Below are 18,839 nucleotides of genomic sequence, written 5' to 3' on the forward strand. Positions count from 1 at the left end.
GTAAATCTCATTACTTGTTTGTTATCTTATTTTATAATGGGGGTGGTGGTGGGCGTCGAGCAAGTAGCCCCATTACCAGAAATACGACAAAGATAACAAGAAATAAGAAGAATAAAATTTTTGCAATTCCTGCAGCTGCCACTGCAATTCCACCAAATCCAAATGCTGCAGCAATGATTGCAATAATAAAAAATATGAGGGCCCAATATAACATAATAACCTCCTTGTGTTAATATTGAACAGATTATTCATTTAAATTATAGCCCGTATGAGATAACTTGAAAAAAAACTTCTTCCTCTTAAGAAATGCGAAGGTAAGATGGGGAGGGTACATGAGCCACAATTAACGCCTTCTGCGGCTCAAAGGGATTTCTTAATGACAGTGCTGCAGTATCCAGACATCACGATTTTTATTGGCTTAATACAGGATCGCAATGATGAGTAAACCAGTAGCAATGCAACCAATTAATGCGAGACTGGAATTACCTCCAGGAACCAAGTGACTTTCAGTTGTGACTAAGGTGCGGCGCCCTCGCCAAGCCATGATCGCAGGCAATAATAACAATAAAATAACACAACATATGCCAGCATAGCTTAATGCATGCAGATAAATCCCCGGATTGAGTAAAACTACTGCTAGTGGAGGAAGAAAAGTTAAGACTAAAATATATTTTCCTTGATTACCCGATTTCTTCAGTTTTAATCCATCTGCCAGAAAATCAAATAATCCTAATGAAACTCCTAAAAAAGCAGTGAGCATACATATGGAAGTGAAAAAGCCAAAGAATCCGCTAATCCATTGATTTTGAACGGCTTGGCTTAACGCCTCAGTTAATCCACTGGTAGCATGGTCTGAATTCATGAGTGCAAGCAGTCCATTTTCTCCTTCACGTGCGACAACACCCATAATTACCGCATCCCACACAATGTAGCAAGCAAGAGGGATAAGCGAACCTAATAGAATAACTCGTCTTAGGTTTCGTATATCATCCCCGAAATAGTCTCGTAAGCTGGGTATTATTGATGCATAACCGAATGAAGTGATTAGAATCATTAAAGTGCCTGTAAAAGCACGTGCAGAACCATCAGTTAAACCCAGTGTAGAAGCATGAGGGCTAATAATTGCGACTAATAAAATGTAAATGCCTAATTTACCAAACATTAAACCACGATTAACATAATCTACAGAGCGTATCCCTTTATACACAATCAAGCTGAATAAAAGGGTAAACAGGATTGCAGTGATACTGTTAGGTAAATCAATATTCATTTTATGCAATAAGCTATTGAATACGTCGCTACCTCCTGAAATATAAGCTGAGAGGAGGGTGTATAGTAAAAACAAATAAGTAATCCAGGCAATAATTTGTCCTGGTAAACCTAAGGTGGATTTTGCCATTGAAATCATATTACTGCCTGCTGGGAGACGTAAATTGACCTCTAGCATTAGTAATGCTCCTGCAGTCATGATCAGCCAGCAAAAGAATAGGAAGAAAATTGAATTGCTAAAGCCCACTTCCGCTGTAGAGACAGGCAAGGCAAGCATTCCTCCACCTATTGAAGTTCCTACTATCAGTAATATCCCGCCTATTAGTTTTGAATTGATCATAAGATATAATCCAAAATAGTATAAAAATAATTCAATATGATACTTTGTTATTCATTTCAAGTCAATCGTATCATGCCCTTTGACATTTAGAGGTGATGTACGAAATTTTCCCTCACCCCTAACCTTTCTCCCATAAGAGGGAGAGGGGGTCCTTCAGGGCGGATGAGGGCGCTTCCTTAAGGGGTACCTACATCAAATTCCAAAATTCGTGTATTAATAGTCCGACCGAAACAGCAACGACAGCGACTTGAGTCCATTTGCCGCCGGGAACTATAAAGACAGAATGATGTTTTCTCCTGCCAAAATAACACATTAGAGCAGGTAAAAGTAGTAGCAGAATGATACAAAAGATACCTGCGTAGCCTAAAGCATGGATGTAAGCCCCCGGATAATAAACTACTATCAGGAGAGGGGGGGCAAAAGTAAGTAAAAACAACCCAAGACCATGGCCTCCTCGCTCGCGTAATTTTAATCCATCAGCAAGAAAGCTGTATAAGCACAAGGAAACGCCCAGGAATGCAGTCAGCATACAAATGGACGTGAAGAAATTAAATAAAGCACTAATCGTTGTATTTTGTACTTTATTAGAGAGCATGCTTGCCAACGCGCTGGTGGTGTGCGGATTATGCATTAGGCTCTCAAGGTTTTGGCTTCCTTCAGAAGGAAGGGCACCCATAATCACAGCATCCCAAGCTAAATAACAGAATAAAGGAATTAACGAGCCAATAAAAATAACTTTTTTCAGCTTTTTTACATCATCATCAAAATAGTCTCTTAGGTTGGGTACAATGATGGCAAATCCAAAAGAGGTAATTAAAATCATAATCGCGCTGCCGATATATCGCATATCGCCATGATGCAAATGTTGCATTTCTATATGCGGGGCGATAAGGAGTATTAACAAAAAATAAACAGCTAACTTTCCAAACATCAGTCCTCGATTTACATAATCCACATACCGAATCCCGCCATACACAACCATACCAAAAATAAGCGTAAAGACTAAACTTGCCTGCCAATCAGTCAAATGCAAACCTATTTTAAAAAGAAGACTATTTAAGACATCTGCTCCGCCAGAAATATAGGCAGACAGAAGGGTATAAAGCAAAAAAAGATAGCTTACCCAGGCAGCAAGCAAACCATAATTACCTAAAGTGGCTTGAGCCATAGAAACCATATGCTTGCCTCTAGGTAAATAAAGATTTGCTTCAAGAATAAAAAATGCTCCTAAAGTCATAAAAACCCAGCATAGAAATAAAACAATTGAAGATTGCCAAAACCCAGTAGCTGCATTGGCAACAGGCAGGGCAAGCATCCCCCCGCCGATTGAAGTACCAACGATTAAAAGAATTCCACCGATAAATCTTGAACGCATTAATTTTGCCTTACTTGGTTGCATAAACTACAGGTGATGGTACTGGAGCTGGGCAGTTTGCACAAGTCTTAGTACCATAACTATTGAACCATTGAATTTCAATGCGTCGATTAAATGCGCTGCCATGAATCAACTTATTATCACCTACATCATTTTTATCGCCATAACCTTCTGCTTTAAGCAGTTGAGCTGGAATATTATTAGCCCATAAAAAGGTCATCATCGTTTCAGCCTGTGCTTGGGACAATAATTTTTTATGGTGATCTGAACCTACATTATCTGTGAATCCCGCAACATAAACAGGACTCAATGGGTAAAACTTCAATAACCTGATAATATTTTCCAAACCGGGATAACAAATTTCATTAAGGCGGGGACTTTCAAACATAAAGTATTTATCAACAGGTACGATTAAGGTCATCGTATCGCCGTACTGTACGTATTGAATGTTTTCTTTGTTTAATTCTTTAATGATGCTGCGTCGACTGGCTTTATTAAGGCCTACAATGGCACCCACAGTACCACCGACAACAGTTCCAGCCAGTGCGCCAGCTATATGTCCAGTTGCCGCTGCACCTACGGCAGTTCCGACAACTGCCCCGGTAACCACTCTTTTGGGCATGGGATGTACGGGTTTAAAATTATTATAAGGTGGATGAAAACAACTACTCAGTAAACAGGTGATTAAGCCAAAGCAGAGAATTCGTGTTTTAGTTCGTTTGAGTGACATGTTCACTCCCTAGTCCAGTGATTTTGTCATTATTAAACATCTACTTAAATTTCGCAATTGTAATGACTTAATACTTAGAGCCTATGGATTCAGAATTGTAACAATGGAATGATATTTGAAGAGGTTTTGGAGCCCGGATTCTCCTAAGTTAATCCGGGGTACGTACTGTACGTAGGCTAGAACATGATCAGCAACAAGAAAATTCTAAATCATCATTCAATGCAACTGGATGAAGTTTTTCTGTTTGTTGTTCTGGTTTAAAGAAACGAATTAAACCTGACTCATTGGTATATTCAGCATCATGACGGCTGAATGATCTAAATTCTGTAAAGCATGATAATGCTTTATATGCCGCTGCAAGCATACCTCCAACAATGGTTATTCCTACGGCAACCCCTAAAACAGGTTGGACAATCAGCACCGGAAGTGCGATCCCAAAAATTCCTGCATACAGGGAAAATGCGGTTGCTGCATAGAACATTAATTCACATGCTTTGGCGAGATTATGAAATAAAACACCAATTTTTCTTGATTCACAACCACTTCCCACGGTCTCTAATGCTTTTTTGGGGGGCAGATTCCCTTTTTTTACCTGATCTAATTGTTTTATAAATGTTTCATAACTGCTTACAATCGCCTCGACTTTTTTTGGCGAAATTGCTTTGGTATAAGAAAGGTTATAATAATTTTTTACGGCGTCTATTTTTTGCTGCATTTTTTCGCCAATTTGAACATCATCAAATAGGGCTTGTAATTCTTGGTCACAGGTGTTTAAACGTAGTTCAAATTTACTATGATTAACGGGCATGATTCGTCTCTTTATTATTATTGTCGGGAAACCATGGTTTAACCATTTCAATTGAGTTGAATGGTCTTAGTGTCTTATATCATAATTAATCTGAGTTCGACATCATTAAGTGCCCTTATTTTTTAAGGACTGTTTCCGTGTCGATTATCGTGGCTAGACTACTATACGTCATCCGAGCGCAGCGAGGGATTGGGTGCATTTTTTCCTTAACGTGATGGCTATGGGATGACGTAAGGTTATTCTTCCACTTGAAATCGACATAAATTTTGAAAATCACAATGTTGGCAAATGGTTAGATGAGCTGGTTGAGGTGCACAATAGCCTTCTTGAAATTCCTTAACTAAGTCAATGAGTTGTCTTTGCCAAACTTCCCGATACCCCGCCCAAGTCTCTTCTTTTTTTAAAGGGGTAATTCCACTCATACTGAGTTTGTCTTCACTAAGTCCCATTGAGTTTATCCTTCCAGTTTTCACTTGTAAGAGTAATAAGGTATTAATCTGTTCATCCAATAGCGCATAAAGTAATAATTGCGATTCTTTAGGCCGTTCTTCATTCCATGGTTTGCTGGCGGGAAGGCTGCTTTTATAATCAATAACCCATTTTTTATCTTCTACTTGATCCAAGCGATCGACGCGGACTTGAAAATCAAGACCTGCTAATTGAATCGTATAAGATTGTTCTATGGCGGCGACGGCAAAAGGGGGGCGTTGTTTTTCCCATTCAAGACACGTTTGCACCAGTCGTTTCAAGCGAGTGTATTCCACGTCTTGAATGGAATCGAAGAATAATTCCCCAAACTGTTTTTGTAGTGGGGCTAAAGCAGTATGAATGGCTTCTTCAATGTACTGTTCCAAAATGTGAGGAGCTAAATCAAGTAACTTATGCTGAGTTTCCAATTTTTGCCATAACAACTCCATTACCTTATGAATAATTTGTCCTCTTTTTTTATTGTCCAAACCATCGGTTGTGTGTAAGGAAGCTTTTGCACGGAGTCTATGTTCTGCGAATGCTTTAAAGGGACATTTGGCTTGATTCGAAAGAATTGCTGTGCCTCCATGAATGCGCTCATTGGGGAGTATAGGCACATTAAAACACTCATCCAGAAACATTAAATCAGGAGTTGTTTTTGATAGGTAAGCTGTTGGTAAGCGTCCAAAAGCAGCTAAATCAGTGATTAAAGAACACGGTAAATTGGGCGTATCGGCCTGGAGTTGAGCGTAGCTAAATACTATGGAATCAGCACTATTTTGAAATCGTTGCAGAATCTGGCGTGCAAACTGCAGTTCACGAGCTGGTAAGCTATGGGGCATACATAAATCACGTTGTAACTGTGGCGGAATAAAAGCAGATAAATGTACCTTTTGCGGCAAACATTGATCCGTTAAACCAGTGATCCATAAACAGTCGAACTCACACCCTGATGCCTCCAGTAAACCGCAAATTTGAATTGGTGCATTGGTTTTTTGCGCTTGAAAAATAGTATTTGTGACAAGATGGTGCACTACTTCAAGTATCTCTGATTTTGTGAAAATGGGACGAATTAAAGCAAATTGTCTCAGCTCATCAAAAACCGTGATAAAACGATTAAGACACTGATAACTCTCGGAGTTAAGAGTATAATCGCCCGGAAAGCCTAAATTATTGAGACGTTTTTGAAATAAGTGTATCCATTCTTGTACCGTAGCCTCTTGAGGATATGGAGTAAGATGGTTTAATAAATCAGCAAGTTTTGGGGCCTGAACACGTAGTTCTTCGATTAAATGATTTAAGGGAATCGAATGATTTGCGAGTAATGTTCCTTCTTGCAAATACTCAGAGCGTGCGATGAATTCTTCTTTGGAGTTGCCTAGGTAAGGCGATTGCAGCAGCAAGTTTGCTTGATGCGGATTTAGATGCGTGTCATCCAAGTTAAGCCAACATAGGGCATGGGCCACCAAAGGGAAATTAATCAAAGGCTGTCCCAAGGAAATATTAAAATCTGAAGTCTCAAAATGATGGGCTAGGGTTCTTTGTAATGAATGAAATTCTTGTTCTAAGTTCGGTACAACGACACCGATATTTTGCTTTCCTTCTTTTATTTTTATATGCAACCAAGCCATGAGCTGTTGATATTCTTCTTTATTATCTTGAGCAGCCAGGACTTGGACCTTTGATGATTTTTTCTTTAAGTCGTATTGATATTGAAGGATACCTTTTTGAGCTAAGTTATTCTGCAAGAGTACTTGTTGGGGAGTAAAATCATCAAAACAAACCCACACAACTTCTTGGGAAAACAAAGAACTGTTTGCATGGAGTAAATAGGGAATTAGTTCATATTCCGTAATTAAATTTTGTTGTTTTAATTGCGTATCAAATAATTGCCACCAGCGTTGAAATTGTCGCGTTTGTGCCGTGTGATGAAAGGCTGGATCTTCCAAATTAACTTGCCACTGTTGGCAACGTTCCCAAGCACTAATAACCGCTTGAAGAAGACCGTCACTGTAAATAATATGAGATTCTGCTTGGATTATTCTACGCCATAAATACTGACATTGAGCGTTGTTTAATAAGGTGGGATGGTCAAGATGTGCACTGTTAAAGTTGAGTTGTTCATAGGCTTTGATTAGGGCAACTCGAAAAGGCATACATATCGGTTTATCTACAGTTTGTTTCTTACATTGAGCAAAGTAATGCTGAAGTATGATATCGCTGAGTCGATTATTGGGGGTGAGAACCGTGGCTTTTTGTGCCAAAAGAAGAAAAAGGTGTTCTTTATCCGTGAAAGTATGTATGGGCATAAAAATCCAGAGCAAAGGTGATTAATTGTAGCCTGGTGCAGTCATTAGAAATCTCCTCTCCAGTCGTGGGAGAGGGTGGGGCGAGGGGGCATTAGTTAGCTTATCCCTCGGGGGAGAAGAAACATTACTTAACTTGATCCCAGTGTTCCTTTTATTGCACATAGGCGATAAGGATTTTACTTAAGTTTTTTTGCGCTGCAAAGCCCGGGGTTTGGCTGCTGGTTTTTTGCGAGCGGGTTTAGGTTTGGTTCTGTCAGAGGCGCCTACATAGCGTGGTAAACTATGGCTATCTCGTTTATCGGTTCGCAGGACTTGATAAACAAATCTGCCACGTAAAAAGATTGAGGCAAAACCTGACGCAATGGCGAGCCAAACACCAAAAAGAATGTAGCTGTAACCAAGGACGATTAGATACGCATAGACAAAATCATTGAAATTGTTTATTGGCAGCACCTGGTTGCCTGATGTCTCCATCGAGAGCACCAGCCCAAGATCAAAAAATGGCAAGGAAACCAATACCATAATGAAACCCAATAAAAAAGTTTTACCTTTGTAGGGCCTGGGGCAGTGGATGATATTTTTTCCAAAAAGAGCTCCAGTTATAGAAGCGACAATCATTCCCAGAATAATTGCTTTATAAAGAGGCACAAGTTCTTCTATGCCAATTGTTGTGAGAAAACCATCAATAAGTATCGTTCCGACAACGGACAGTAATCCATAATAAAGGGCTGCCAGTAAACGCGAATTGGAAAAGTTAAGTGCGGGATCTTGTTTAGTCATTTGGCACTCCATAGCTCTACCTGTATATGTATCATTTTAGTATAAAATATGTCGCTACAGAGGGATTGTTCTATTTTTTTTATTCTTATTACTTTAGACCTATCTCAATGAATTAGATTCATCAGCAATGGAGGTGAATCAACCTAATAATTTGTATATACTAAAACAAATAATTATTGATTTTGATTATGAAGAAATTTGGACGCTTTATTTTAAAACTGTTTGGTTGGAAAGTTGTCGGTGAGCTACCACAAGATAAGAAATATATGGTTGTTGTTGCTCCTCATACAAGCAATTGGGATTTTGCAGTGGGTTTATTTGCTCGTTTTTCGGTGGGTGTTAAAATTAACTTTTTAGCGAAAAATCAATTGTTCTTTTTTCCTCTAGGATTATTTTTAAAAGCATTAGGAGGGGCTCCCGTTGATCGCTCCAAAAAAAGTAAGACTGTGGAACAAGTAGTAGAAATATTCCAGTCTCGTGATGAGTTTAAACTGGCCATTACCCCAGAAGGGACGCGTGGTCCCGTAACACGTTGGAAAGAAGGGTTTTATCATATTGCGTGTCAAGCAGGGCTGCCGATAGTCATGGTCGGACCTGATTATGCATCTAAGGAACTCCGAATTCATGAGAAGTTCCAACCCACGGGAGACATCGATAGGGATTTCCCCAAAATTCTCGAGTTCTTTAGAACTATAAAAGGTTGTTATCCAAAGGAAATCCCAGAGTATCACTCTAAGAAGTAATTGGTATATGGATTGTAACCTCGGTAATTTCTAGACTGGGTTCAGTGCAGCGTAACCCTTCGTCATCCTGAGCGCAGCCTGGCAGCACCATGATGGAACACCTGTTATATTGGGAGTTCCCTGGCTGCGCTCGGGATGACGATAAAAGATCCCATTACTCTCTACAAGGCTAGGGCTTAAGTTGTTCTATGTTAAAAATGTTTGATCATTTTTAGCATTTTAAATTTTTTACCGCCTGGGAGAGCAAAATATTCTGCCTTAATCATTTGATAACCACATACCTGATACAACTTTACACCGGGTAAAGTTGCCATCATTTCCATTTTTGTAAATCCATGGGATAAAGCTTGTTGTTCACAATAGTGCAGGAGCATTTTTCCATGTCCTTGTCGAGCATGGTTTGGATGGACAAAAAAAGCTCTTATTTTGGCATAATCTGTGTGTGGATTTAAAAATCCTTCCTCCCGGGTTTTGCATTGATCCCCTCCAAAAAGAGTTTTCCGTTTACTCCACCCCCCACAGGCAACAATGCTACCTTCCTTTTCTATTACATAGTAGGTTTGATCGGTAATGAGCTCCTGATCCACACCAAATATGGAATGAATTGCTCCTTCAATTTCTAGATTTGTATAGTCTTCTTGGCTTAACCCACGGGCTGAATGCTCAATGAGTTGGTTTAAGATATTTATCTCATCAATCTGTGCTGTTCTTATCATAATGGTTTCCTTTTTGGTCTTTCTCAACAGGGTGATGAATGTATCATGAAATAAAAGTGAATAAATTTTTAATTTAATGATGTTTTATTTCATTTTATAATGCGCAATTTTGACTTTAGGGTAATATATGAAAAAATACGGAGAAAAGTATTCACAAGAGAATAGAGCAGAACCGGTATATTTAGATAAAATTGATAGAAAAATTTTAAATTTATTGCAAAAAGACAATCAAATTACCAATCTGGCGCTTGCTGAAAAAGTAGGAATTTCTGCTCCTCCTTGTTTTCGTCGTGTAAAACGATTACGTGATGAGGGCATCATTGTGAATGATGTTGCTTTGGTCGATCCTTTTAAAGCTGGACGAGGGCTTATTGTTTTTGCAAATATTACTTTGGAAAAACAAAGAGAGGACTTGCTCACTCATTTTGAACGTAAAATGGCGGAACAAGAAGAAGTAAAACAATGCTATTTTGTATCCGGTGAGACCGATTATTTGCTCATAATTCATGTTGCAGATATGAATCATTACAATGAGTTTGCGCGTAGAGTGTTTGCAAATGAAGCAAATATTAAAGTATTTCGCAGCAGTTTTTGCCTTAATCGCACCAAGTACAATACCAATATCCATTTTTCTGAGGATTAAGATATTATGGAATTGCAGGCGGGATGCAGTGCACCGCAGAGCTGCATCCGCCAGCAATGATTTAGATTTACTTCAATACAGCTTTTCCTGCATAAGGCAATGCGGCCATTTCATTGATACGTAACAGTTGATTGTATTTTGCGATGCGATCGGTACGGCATAGCGAACCGGTTTTAATTTGCCCACAGCCAGTAGCAACAGCAAGATCTGCGATAAAGGTATCTTCTGTTTCACCTGAGCGATGTGACATGACGCAACGATATCCGTTTCGAAGGGCTAATTGAATCGTTTGCCGGGTTTCACTTAAGGTACCGATTTGATTGACTTTAATCAGTATGGCATTCGCTACTTTTTGGTTAATGCCTTCTTGCAGAATTTTAGGATTGGTAACGAATACATCATCACCTACCAATTGTATCGTTCCTCCTAATTGGGTAGTCAATTGTTTCCATCCACTCCAATCTTTTTCATCCAAACCATCTTCGATGCTGATAATAGGATAACTTTTGACAAGACTCTCATAGTAATCAATGAGTTGAGTTGCAGTGAATTTTTGATTTTCAGATGCCATATGATACATGCCTTGATCATACAATTCCGAGGCTGCAACATCTAGGGCAAGGACTATTTCATCTCCCAACTTATATCCAACCTTTTCTATTGCCTCACACAGGAGATCCAACGCTTGACGGTTCGATTTAATATTGGGCGCAAAACCTCCTTCATCTCCCACTGCAGTATTTAATCCTTGTTTTTTTAAAACGGATTTTAAACCATGAAAAATTTCAGCACCCATTTGCAATGCAGTTGGAAAATCAGCAGCACCTACAGGCATGATCATGAATTCCTGAATATCAACATTATTATCTGCATGTGCCCCACCATTTAAGATATTCATCATGGGTACAGGCATGCTCATTTTTTCACCTTGATTTAATGCGGCATACAGGGGTAACTTATGTTCATTTGCACGAGCTCGAGCAGCGGCAAGTGACACAGCAAGAATCGCATTGGCTCCAAGACGGGATTTATTTTCTGTACCGTCTAATTGGCACAATTGATAATCCAAAGCATCCTGATCTTCAACAGAAAAAAGATGAAGTGCTTGATTAATTTCATGATTAACATGAGCAACAGCTTGTTGTACCCCTTTACCATTATAACGGTTTGCATCATTATCGCGTAACTCACACGCTTCACGACTCCCGGTAGATGCCCCAGAGGGAACACTCGCTCTTCCTTGCGTTCCATTTTTTAAAATAACGTCTGCTTCTACAGTAGGATTACCGCGAGAGTCTAAAATTTCACGGGCTTGAATTTTTGTAATTTGCATGTTGGGTCCTGATTACGATTAAAATTTGTCAATCTGAACAAGTGATGGATTTTCACCAGTTAAAAAGTCGAATATTGTTTTGATCCGTACCTCTTTTGTCAAGGTATAGATTGTTTTCCTGTTGTGACTTGTTCCAGATATTCATATTCATCAGCGGTCTCTTGGGATTGAGAGTATCCAAAAAGATAACTGATCAAACGTATAAACTGCTTCAATACCGATTCATCTTTTTTTTCTAGGTTCTTGGTATGCAGTATATCTTGCATTTTGGTCAAGATTTCTGTTGGAGGCCGTGTACCAAGTTGTATTAATTGTGCTTTTAACTCATAGACCCCTTGGGGTACAGGTACTTTTTTACCATCACTGTTTACTTTATGGCGTGAACCAAAATATCCTAGTGCCCAGGGATTAGAATTTTCTTTTAAGGCCTGGGCTATTTTTTTATCCAGATAATTATTAATTTTGAGTAACAAATTATGGGTAGCTGAATTTTCCTTTGCTGCAATAAATTGTGTGTCCGACTCAGCCTGAACGTGTTGTTTCAAGGCAGCGAAAATATTAGGTGTTTCAAAAGTGTACTCACGTGTCGCTAAAATAGAAGCTAGAGATCGAACAATCTCATGGTCTTCATGGGTAATATGTTCTAGTTGATAATTAGCAATCTGTGCAATTAATTCAGGGGTTTGAATAATGAGCAAAGCAGACGACTTATTTTTAACTGCTTCTTGAAATAATTCATTTGGCGGTAAAGAGAATAAAAATTTTAAAGAATTTATCTGAGGTAATTTTAATTGTAGTTTTTCCTGGTAGTTGGTTTGTCGAGCAATTTCTTTACTAATGCGGGACTGTAATTCTTCCTTATTATATTCATCATAATACGCTGCATCTTGAGATAGCCCTTGATAAGCTACAATCTGTTTTTTAACCCTTGCAATCATCTGTTCATGTAGCTCAATAAGAGCACCATGATTCATTTTTAATTCTGATGAGTCAATTTGCATTTCAAAAGTTAATTTTGAAATAGCACATTCTTTCATGGTGTTTGTGAGTTTAGTTTTAAATTCAAACACACTTAATGCATTCTGCGTTGGGACTATAGGGTGTTCGGTTTTAGCTTCCATTTCATTTCCTCAATGCATTGGGTAAAGAATCATAACAAAATGCTCGTAATAAATAAAAACAAATCATTCAGTAGATGTTTTGGTTTTTTGATGTACGTTTAGCCTGGGAGTAGCCAAACGGAACCTATTTTCGGGACGGGAACTGCCCACAGGCTACATACATAAAATTATTAGAAACTAACCGCGCCAAGCTTCATTAATGCTTGGGTTAAAGAAAACAAAGGCAAACCCAAAATGGTATCTTCATTTCCTTGAACTTCTTTAAATAACCATTTTCCTTGGAGTTCATAGTGGTAACTACCACAACTCTGATAGGGTTTTTCACTTTGCAAATAGGCCTCGATTGTTTTCTCACTTAAATGATGAAGTGTTAAGTAGGCTGTTTCATGATGTTGCCAAAGTACTTCATTATTTTTTGCAATGCAAAGGCAGGCAATTTGCAGGTGTTCTTTGCCGCTTAGTAAACTTAACTGTTCTACGGCAGTTGGATGGTTCAAGGGCTTATTTAATAATGTTTGGCCAAACAAGCACAGTTGATCTGCAGCGATAATGAAATGGTCTGGATGATGTTGGCTCACTTCTAAAGCCTTGCTGGCTGCAAGTGCGTAGCCTAAGTCGAGAGTGCTTTCTGACTTGAAGGACGCTTTAATTGCGTCTTCATCACAATGCGAAGGAACAACCGAAAATTCGATCCCAAGCGATTGGAGCAATTGCAATCTTATGGCCGAGCTCGAAGCAAGAATGATAGGTTTTTGTTGTAAAAACTTAGACATACGCCGCGACCAAAGCCATAAGTGAAAAACCTATTATTACAAAACTAAAATCTTTGAGATTGCAACAACGCTCCACCATAACGCAGCGCTCTAAACCATGAAGGGTTCCCAAATAAAGGAATGTTCCTGCAGATGCGGCCATTAAAATGGGATCAAAAAGAGATTTTGTTTCTACACCATGACCGAAATGCCAGCCCAAGTAGATTCCAATTGGGGTCATAAAGCTGAATAAAATGAAAAAGAATAGACTGCTGTTCATACTCATCGTACTTTTATTTAATTGAACTGCAATGGCAAAGCTTTCTGCCCATTTATGGGTGATAATTGCAAGAAAAATCATAATAATCATTGAGTTATATTGCGCTAAGCCTAAGGCGGCACCCAGCATTATCGAGTGAACAGAGAGCATCCCCCAAGCTAAAAGGGCAAAAGCAGGATGTTTCGTATTATGATGATGATAAAGTTCCTTACCCAAATGTTCAAACCAGAGAAAAATCAGGAAAACTGCACCAGTAATAATAAAGGCAAAAGGGTAGTTGTACCCCATTTTTTTAAATAGAGAATTTGCCTCTGGTAACATATGCAAAAGGCCTGCTCCCAAAAACACACCCGTTGCCAGGGTTTCACCGACAGGAAAATCAATATGTTGATCGTCCTTAATACGTTTTCTAAAGGGATACCAGCCCGCGATTAAAATGACAATAAAAATAGAAATTGCAAAAAATATTTTTAAACTGGTAGCTGATACCATTGTTTATCCTGTTATTTATTCTAGATTTTTATAACTTAAAGGTAGCTTCGGTCTAACCTAAACCACATAGTTTAGTTGTGATGCATGGTCTCATGCAAGCTAAATAAGCGAACTTCGATAATATCAGACTGTAACTTCAATGCTAAAATTACCCGTTCATGTAATTCTTGCCATTGATTGAATGTTTCATCGCAGACGATATCAATCCCTATTGTTCCATCTAGGTAATGTAAATTCCAAAATAAAATCTGAGGGAAATCAATACGGACTTCATTGGATAGCAGTTCTTGTAAGATCTTGCGGCTGGGTAGGTGTAAGGAGGGGCAGGAGCTCTCATCATCTTCGGGGTCAACATGTACAATCACATCATTGACGCTTTCTATTTGATCGGTGAGTGCATGGTGTACGTGTTGCGCAATATAATGGCCTTCAGACACCGATATTTTAGGCGAAACTAAAATATGCACATCTATTAATACATTTTCTCCCATCGAACGACTTCGTAATTGATGAATTTTTTCCACTCCGTCCACATTTTGGATTACTTCTTCAATACATGCTAATAGTTCTGGGCTGACCGCAGTGTCTACCAATTCTTTAACACTATTCCAAGCATAATCCCAGCCCATCTTAACAATCATCAATCCAACTATAATTGCAGCGGCAGCATCAAGATAACTGTAACCCGCGATACTGCCAATTAAACCAACGAATACAACAAGCGAAGAGGCTGCGTCTGAACGATGATGCCATGCGTTGGCAGTAATCAATTTGGAATTAATACGTTTTCCAATATATAGAGTGTAATGAAATAAAACCTCATTGCTCATGATGGAAATGCAAATGATTGGCAGGGTTAACCAATTTGGCATGAGATAATTAGAGTGGATCAAGTCATAGATTGAATCCCACGCGATACCAACACCTGCAAAAATGAGTAAAAGTGATAATAATAGGGTTGCTGCCGTTTCGATACGCTGATGTCCATAAGGATGACTGGCATCAGCATCAAGGCTTCCGTATTTAGAAGCAAATAATACCATGGCGTCTGTTATGAGATCAGAGAGGGAATGAACTCCATCTGCGACAAGTGCATGAGAATGAAAAAAGTAGCCGCCAATGAGTTTTATAATGCCTAATAGTGCATTTGAAACAGCTCCCAAAAGTGTTACTTTTTTTGCCTGCCAATATCTGTCGTGTTGGGTCATGTTGTTTTTAATTAATGGAATCAGGTAAGACAAAATAAGAATTTGAGTTTTATAGTGAAAATTTCAAGTCCATTTTGTCTAGTGGCTCTATTTAAACATGGTTATGAATTTTTTTATAGATTAATAATTACATTAAATTGAGTTGTTCGGACTCTTGAGAGCCATAGCTTAGGCCAAGGTCCAGTGAAGACAAGGGTAATTGTCTAGTACATTTTATGCCCGGTACGAAACAGGCTGATTTTACAAGGTGTTTTACATCATGTTCACAGGATTATCCACAGATTTTGTGGATAAATGTATTTCGGACAATAAAAGAGTAAATAAGTGCTAAGCCTTGTGAAATAAGGGTTTTTGGGTGCCATAAGGAAGTTTGAGTTGTTATTAACCGATATGATCAGGAAAGTTATCCACAGGATGTGCTTTGAAAGCATAAGAAGATTACCCGCCTATCTTAACAAAGAAAAAAATTAAAAACAGTCTTGACTTGGTGTTTTTTAAAAAATTTTATTCTCAATAAAACTGATTCATGATGATGTTTAAAAAATTTACTGATTAAAAAACTAAAAGAAATAAAAAATTAAAAGGTTTTTATCTATGCAAAATTTTAGAAGCACTTTGGAAAGTTCAGAAGCAGAGGCAAAACAGGCTGATTTTATATGGTGTTTTACATCATGTTCACAGGATTATCCACAGATTTTGTGGATAAATTCATTTTGGACAATAAAAGAGTAAATAAGTGCTAAGCCTTGTGAAATAAGGGTTTTTGGGTGCCATAAGGAAGTTTGAGTTGTTATTAACCGATATGACCAGGAAAGTTATCCACAGGATGTGCTTTGAAAGCATAAGAAGATTACCCGCCTATCTTAACAAAGAAAAAAATTAAAAACAGTCTTGACTTGGTGTTTTTTAAAAAATTTTATTCTCAATAAAACTGATTCATGATGATGTTTAAAAAATTTACTGATTAAAAAACTAAAAGAAATAAAAAATTAAAAGGTTTTTATCTATGCAAAATTTTAGAAGCACTTTGGAAAGTTCGGAAGCAGAGGTAAAACAGGCTGATTTTATATGGTGTTTTACATCATGTTCACAGGATTATCCACAGATTTTGTGGATAAATAATTTTTTGACTAAAGGATATAGAATGGCCGATAAGTCTTTTAAAATAAGGATTTTTGGGAATCTGCTATAAGAATTTGATTGGGAGTGTACATTCGATTAAATGAAGTTATCCACAATTGAGGTTTTGGAAGATTAGATAATCTGCCCGAACATATTAACAAAGAAAAAAATAAAAAACAGTCTTGACTTGAGAATTTTTAAAAATATTTTTAACCTTGCAAAAATTGTTCAAAATCACCCAACCATCTTTGGGTCAAGTCGTAAGCAGTTTGAGGTGAGTCCTCTATTAATTGTTTTGCTATCGACGGTAAAAGAGGCAGTAGGTCGCGATCGCGCTGTAGGTCAGCAATTTTAAATTGGCGATAGCCTGTTTGCCGGATTCCCAGTACTTCACCGGCACCTCTTAACTCCATGTCTTTCTCTGCAATAATAAATCCATCATTGGTGGCACGCATAATTTTTAATCGTTCTGCACCGTGTTGCGAGAGAGGGGATTGGTAAAGCAAAATGCAATGAGATTGTGCACTGCCTCTTCCCACACGACCACGTAATTGGTGGAGTTGAGATAAACCCAAACGTTCGGCATTTTCTATAATCATTAGGCTGGCATTAGGGACATCAACGCCAACTTCAATCACTGTTGTGGCCACTAGTAAATTAATTTCACCGCTTTTAAATGCGGCCATAGTGGCTTCTTTTTCTATAGGTTTCATTCGTCCATGGACTAGGCCTACGCGAGCAGCAGGCAGTTGCTCTTGTAACGCCCGTGCTGTTTCAGTAGCTGCCATACATTGCAATTTTTCTGATTCTTCAATAAGGGTACAAACCCAATAGATTTGTCGTCCACTGGCTAGAGCAACCTCCAATCGTTCAATGACTGATTCTCGTTTATTTTGGTTCAATACGGCTGTGGCAATGGGTATGCGTCCAGGAGGTAACTCATCAATAATCGAAATATCCAAATGGGCTAAGTGAGTCATAGATAAGGTTCTTGGGATAGGGGTAGCCGTCATTAACAACTGATGAGGAATAAGTTGTTCTTGTTGCCGTTTTTGTTGCAAAAGCAATCTTTGTTCTACGCCAAATCGATGTTGTTCATCGATAATGACTAACCCTAAACGAGCAAAAATAACGGCTTCCTGAAATAAGGCATGGGTACCAATAATCAGCTGGCAACTATGATCTGCAAGTGCAGCAAAGGCCATACGACGCTCACTCAGCTTCATTTTTCCACTTAATCTTAATATCCTGATACCTAAAGGTTCTAACCAATGGATGAGATTGTTGGTGTGTTGCTCACTCAGTAAATCTGTTGGTGCCATAAAAGCAACTTGTTGTCCATTTGCAATCGCTTGTAATGCTGCAAGAGCAGCAATCACAGTTTTCCCTGCGCCGACATCTCCTTGTACTAAGCGAAGCATGGGTTTCGTTTGTATTAAATCTTGGCTGATTTCCTCTGCAACTCTTTGCTGTGCATTTGTGAGTTTAAACGGGAGCGAGTTTAAAAAACGTTGCTTTAAGTTTTGATCAACAGGCAACGCGACAGCACGGAGCGCTTCCCGTGATTTCCTCGCAAATTGCATGCTAAGACGTTGTGCTAGCAACTCATCAAAAACTAATCGTTTGAGTGCAGGATGTTGCCCTTGTTCAAGAGCTTGTATGGAGATATCTGGGGGGGGATTATGCAGTAATTGAATTGACTCTCCCACCGAGAAAAAATTATAAGTTCGCAACTGTTCTTCACTCATCCATTCCAATTGCTGAAGTTCCTGTTCACAACGTTTTAAGGCGACATTCACCAGTTGTCTTAATCGTGTCTGTGTTAACCCCTGCGTGCTTGGATAAATTGGAGTCAGCGTTTCATTGACCTGGCATTCTTCTTCATCATCAATTAATTGATATTCTGGGTGGGTCATTGTCAGGGTATTATTGAATTCACGCACTTCACCAAAGGCGTGAATCATTGTGCTGTTCTTTAGGTTATTGATTTGACTTTTATTAAAATGAAAAAACTGAAGCTTTATTATTCCTGTCTTATCTTCAACATAGCAATGCAGCATTGCTCGTTTACCGGGTTTAATTTCTGTCTTACACACGCGTCCTGCAATGACACTCCAATCATTGGGCCTTAAATCTTGAATGGGTGTTACTCGAGTTCTGTCTTGATAGCGATAAGGTAGGTGAAACAGCAAATCACGCACAACATGGATACCGCATTTAGCAAGTTTTGCTGCAAGCGTTGGTCCGATTCCGGTTAGCGATTCACATGGGTTAGATAACACGCTATTACTGATATTGAAAGAGTTAATGTTTTAAGTGTAACTCAGAAGTAGGACTCAATAAATATCGA

At 38.6% G+C, this 18,839-nt stretch carries 16 protein-coding genes; 2 read left to right on the forward strand and 14 right to left on the reverse strand.

Annotated features, from left to right (window positions below):
- Positions 1–31: 31 nt before the first annotated feature.
- From ACF8MK_RS09595 to ACF8MK_RS09625, 7 genes are all read right to left on the reverse strand, one after another.
- The gene (locus ACF8MK_RS09595) at positions 32–214 is read right to left on the reverse strand and encodes a DUF1328 family protein (protein WP_265704536.1); all 183 of its coding nucleotides are present in this window, start codon (positions 212–214) and stop codon (positions 32–34) included.
- A 204-nt stretch (positions 215–418) separates the two neighbouring features.
- Complete coding sequence (locus ACF8MK_RS09600) at positions 419–1,609, reverse strand: amino acid permease (RefSeq protein ID WP_265704537.1); 1,191 nt, start codon at positions 1,607–1,609, stop codon at positions 419–421.
- Between the two features lie 187 nt (positions 1,610–1,796).
- Positions 1,797–2,984, reverse strand: coding sequence for an amino acid permease (locus ACF8MK_RS09605; protein ID WP_392536458.1), 1,188 nt, complete (start codon positions 2,982–2,984; stop codon positions 1,797–1,799).
- 10 nt (positions 2,985–2,994) lie between these two features.
- On the reverse strand, positions 2,995–3,714 hold the full coding sequence (cmpA, locus tag ACF8MK_RS09610; protein WP_392536459.1) for a C-OmpA-like family protein CmpA: 720 nt from the start codon (positions 3,712–3,714) through the stop codon (positions 2,995–2,997).
- Between the two features lie 187 nt (positions 3,715–3,901).
- A complete protein-coding gene (locus ACF8MK_RS09615; protein WP_392536460.1) occupies positions 3,902–4,522 on the reverse strand; it encodes a DUF5638 domain-containing protein in 621 nt (206 codons plus the stop codon).
- Positions 4,523–4,758: 236 nt separating this feature from the next.
- Positions 4,759–7,299, reverse strand: a complete 2,541-nt coding sequence (locus ACF8MK_RS09620; protein WP_392536461.1) for a PD-(D/E)XK nuclease family protein — start codon at positions 7,297–7,299, stop codon at positions 4,759–4,761.
- 180 nt (positions 7,300–7,479) lie between these two features.
- Positions 7,480–8,079, reverse strand: coding sequence for a hypothetical protein (locus ACF8MK_RS09625; RefSeq protein ID WP_392536462.1), 600 nt, complete (start codon positions 8,077–8,079; stop codon positions 7,480–7,482).
- Between the two features lie 188 nt (positions 8,080–8,267).
- On the opposite strand from ACF8MK_RS09625, the gene ACF8MK_RS09630 reads away from it, so the two are divergent.
- Positions 8,268–8,822 (forward strand): lysophospholipid acyltransferase family protein, encoded by a 555-nt coding sequence (locus ACF8MK_RS09630; protein WP_392536463.1) that lies wholly within the window; start codon positions 8,268–8,270, stop codon positions 8,820–8,822.
- Positions 8,823–9,013: 191 nt separating this feature from the next.
- On the opposite strand, the gene ACF8MK_RS09635 is transcribed toward ACF8MK_RS09630, so the two are convergent.
- On the reverse strand, positions 9,014–9,538 hold the full coding sequence (locus ACF8MK_RS09635) for a GNAT family N-acetyltransferase (RefSeq protein WP_058388000.1): 525 nt from the start codon (positions 9,536–9,538) through the stop codon (positions 9,014–9,016).
- A gap of 127 nt (positions 9,539–9,665) precedes the next feature.
- Between ACF8MK_RS09635 and ACF8MK_RS09640 the strand changes: the two genes are divergently transcribed.
- Positions 9,666–10,181 carry an Lrp/AsnC family transcriptional regulator gene (locus tag ACF8MK_RS09640; RefSeq protein ID WP_392536464.1) on the forward strand — a complete coding sequence of 172 codons (516 nt, stop codon included), beginning with the start codon at positions 9,666–9,668 and terminating at the stop codon, positions 10,179–10,181.
- A gap of 67 nt (positions 10,182–10,248) precedes the next feature.
- Here the strand turns inward: ACF8MK_RS09640 and eno are convergent, their stop codons facing one another.
- From eno to recG, 6 genes are all read right to left on the reverse strand, one after another.
- The gene (gene eno / locus ACF8MK_RS09645) at positions 10,249–11,514 is read right to left on the reverse strand and encodes a phosphopyruvate hydratase (protein WP_392536465.1); all 1,266 of its coding nucleotides are present in this window, start codon (positions 11,512–11,514) and stop codon (positions 10,249–10,251) included.
- Positions 11,515–11,612: 98 nt separating this feature from the next.
- A complete protein-coding gene (locus ACF8MK_RS09650; protein ID WP_392536466.1) occupies positions 11,613–12,635 on the reverse strand; it encodes a hypothetical protein in 1,023 nt (340 codons plus the stop codon).
- Positions 12,636–12,805: 170 nt separating this feature from the next.
- Positions 12,806–13,408, reverse strand: a complete 603-nt coding sequence (locus ACF8MK_RS09655; RefSeq protein WP_392536467.1) for a Maf family protein — start codon at positions 13,406–13,408, stop codon at positions 12,806–12,808.
- The gene (locus ACF8MK_RS09660) at positions 13,401–14,159 is read right to left on the reverse strand and encodes a ZIP family metal transporter (RefSeq protein WP_392536468.1); all 759 of its coding nucleotides are present in this window, start codon (positions 14,157–14,159) and stop codon (positions 13,401–13,403) included. The genes ACF8MK_RS09655 and ACF8MK_RS09660 overlap by 8 nt, the downstream gene beginning before the upstream one ends.
- Before the next feature lie 71 nt (positions 14,160–14,230).
- Positions 14,231–15,367 carry a cation diffusion facilitator family transporter gene (locus ACF8MK_RS09665; protein ID WP_392536469.1) on the reverse strand — a complete coding sequence of 379 codons (1,137 nt, stop codon included), beginning with the start codon at positions 15,365–15,367 and terminating at the stop codon, positions 14,231–14,233.
- Between the two features lie 1,331 nt (positions 15,368–16,698).
- Positions 16,699–18,771 (reverse strand): ATP-dependent DNA helicase RecG, encoded by a 2,073-nt coding sequence (recG, locus tag ACF8MK_RS09670; protein WP_392536470.1) that lies wholly within the window; start codon positions 18,769–18,771, stop codon positions 16,699–16,701.
- Positions 18,772–18,839 lie beyond the last annotated feature (68 nt).

Origin of the sequence: Legionella sp. 227, assembly GCF_043161935.1 — a bacterium.
Classification (GTDB): Bacteria; Pseudomonadota; Gammaproteobacteria; order Legionellales; family Legionellaceae; genus Legionella; species Legionella sheltonii.

Excerpts from the sequence above, each read along its gene's own strand:
- ACF8MK_RS09595 (WP_265704536.1), bottom strand. The coding sequence starts at position 214 with ATGTTATATTGGGCCCTCATATTTTTTATTATTGCAATCATTGCTGCA.
- ACF8MK_RS09600 (WP_265704537.1), bottom strand. The coding sequence starts at position 1,609 with ATGATCAATTCAAAACTAATAGGCGGGATATTACTGATAGTAGGAACT.
- ACF8MK_RS09605 (WP_392536458.1), bottom strand. The coding sequence starts at position 2,984 with ATGCGTTCAAGATTTATCGGTGGAATTCTTTTAATCGTTGGTACTTCA.
- cmpA (WP_392536459.1), bottom strand. The coding sequence starts at position 3,714 with ATGTCACTCAAACGAACTAAAACACGAATTCTCTGCTTTGGCTTAATC.
- ACF8MK_RS09615 (WP_392536460.1), bottom strand. The coding sequence starts at position 4,522 with ATGCCCGTTAATCATAGTAAATTTGAACTACGTTTAAACACCTGTGAC.
- ACF8MK_RS09620 (WP_392536461.1), bottom strand. The coding sequence starts at position 7,299 with ATGCCCATACATACTTTCACGGATAAAGAACACCTTTTTCTTCTTTTG.
- ACF8MK_RS09625 (WP_392536462.1), bottom strand. The coding sequence starts at position 8,079 with ATGACTAAACAAGATCCCGCACTTAACTTTTCCAATTCGCGTTTACTG.
- ACF8MK_RS09630 (WP_392536463.1), top strand. The coding sequence starts at position 8,268 with ATGAAGAAATTTGGACGCTTTATTTTAAAACTGTTTGGTTGGAAAGTT.
- ACF8MK_RS09635 (WP_058388000.1), bottom strand. The coding sequence starts at position 9,538 with ATGATAAGAACAGCACAGATTGATGAGATAAATATCTTAAACCAACTC.
- ACF8MK_RS09640 (WP_392536464.1), top strand. The coding sequence starts at position 9,666 with ATGAAAAAATACGGAGAAAAGTATTCACAAGAGAATAGAGCAGAACCG.
- eno (WP_392536465.1), bottom strand. The coding sequence starts at position 11,514 with ATGCAAATTACAAAAATTCAAGCCCGTGAAATTTTAGACTCTCGCGGT.
- ACF8MK_RS09650 (WP_392536466.1), bottom strand. The coding sequence starts at position 12,635 with ATGGAAGCTAAAACCGAACACCCTATAGTCCCAACGCAGAATGCATTA.
- ACF8MK_RS09655 (WP_392536467.1), bottom strand. The coding sequence starts at position 13,408 with ATGTCTAAGTTTTTACAACAAAAACCTATCATTCTTGCTTCGAGCTCG.
- ACF8MK_RS09660 (WP_392536468.1), bottom strand. The coding sequence starts at position 14,159 with ATGGTATCAGCTACCAGTTTAAAAATATTTTTTGCAATTTCTATTTTT.
- ACF8MK_RS09665 (WP_392536469.1), bottom strand. The coding sequence starts at position 15,367 with ATGACCCAACACGACAGATATTGGCAGGCAAAAAAAGTAACACTTTTG.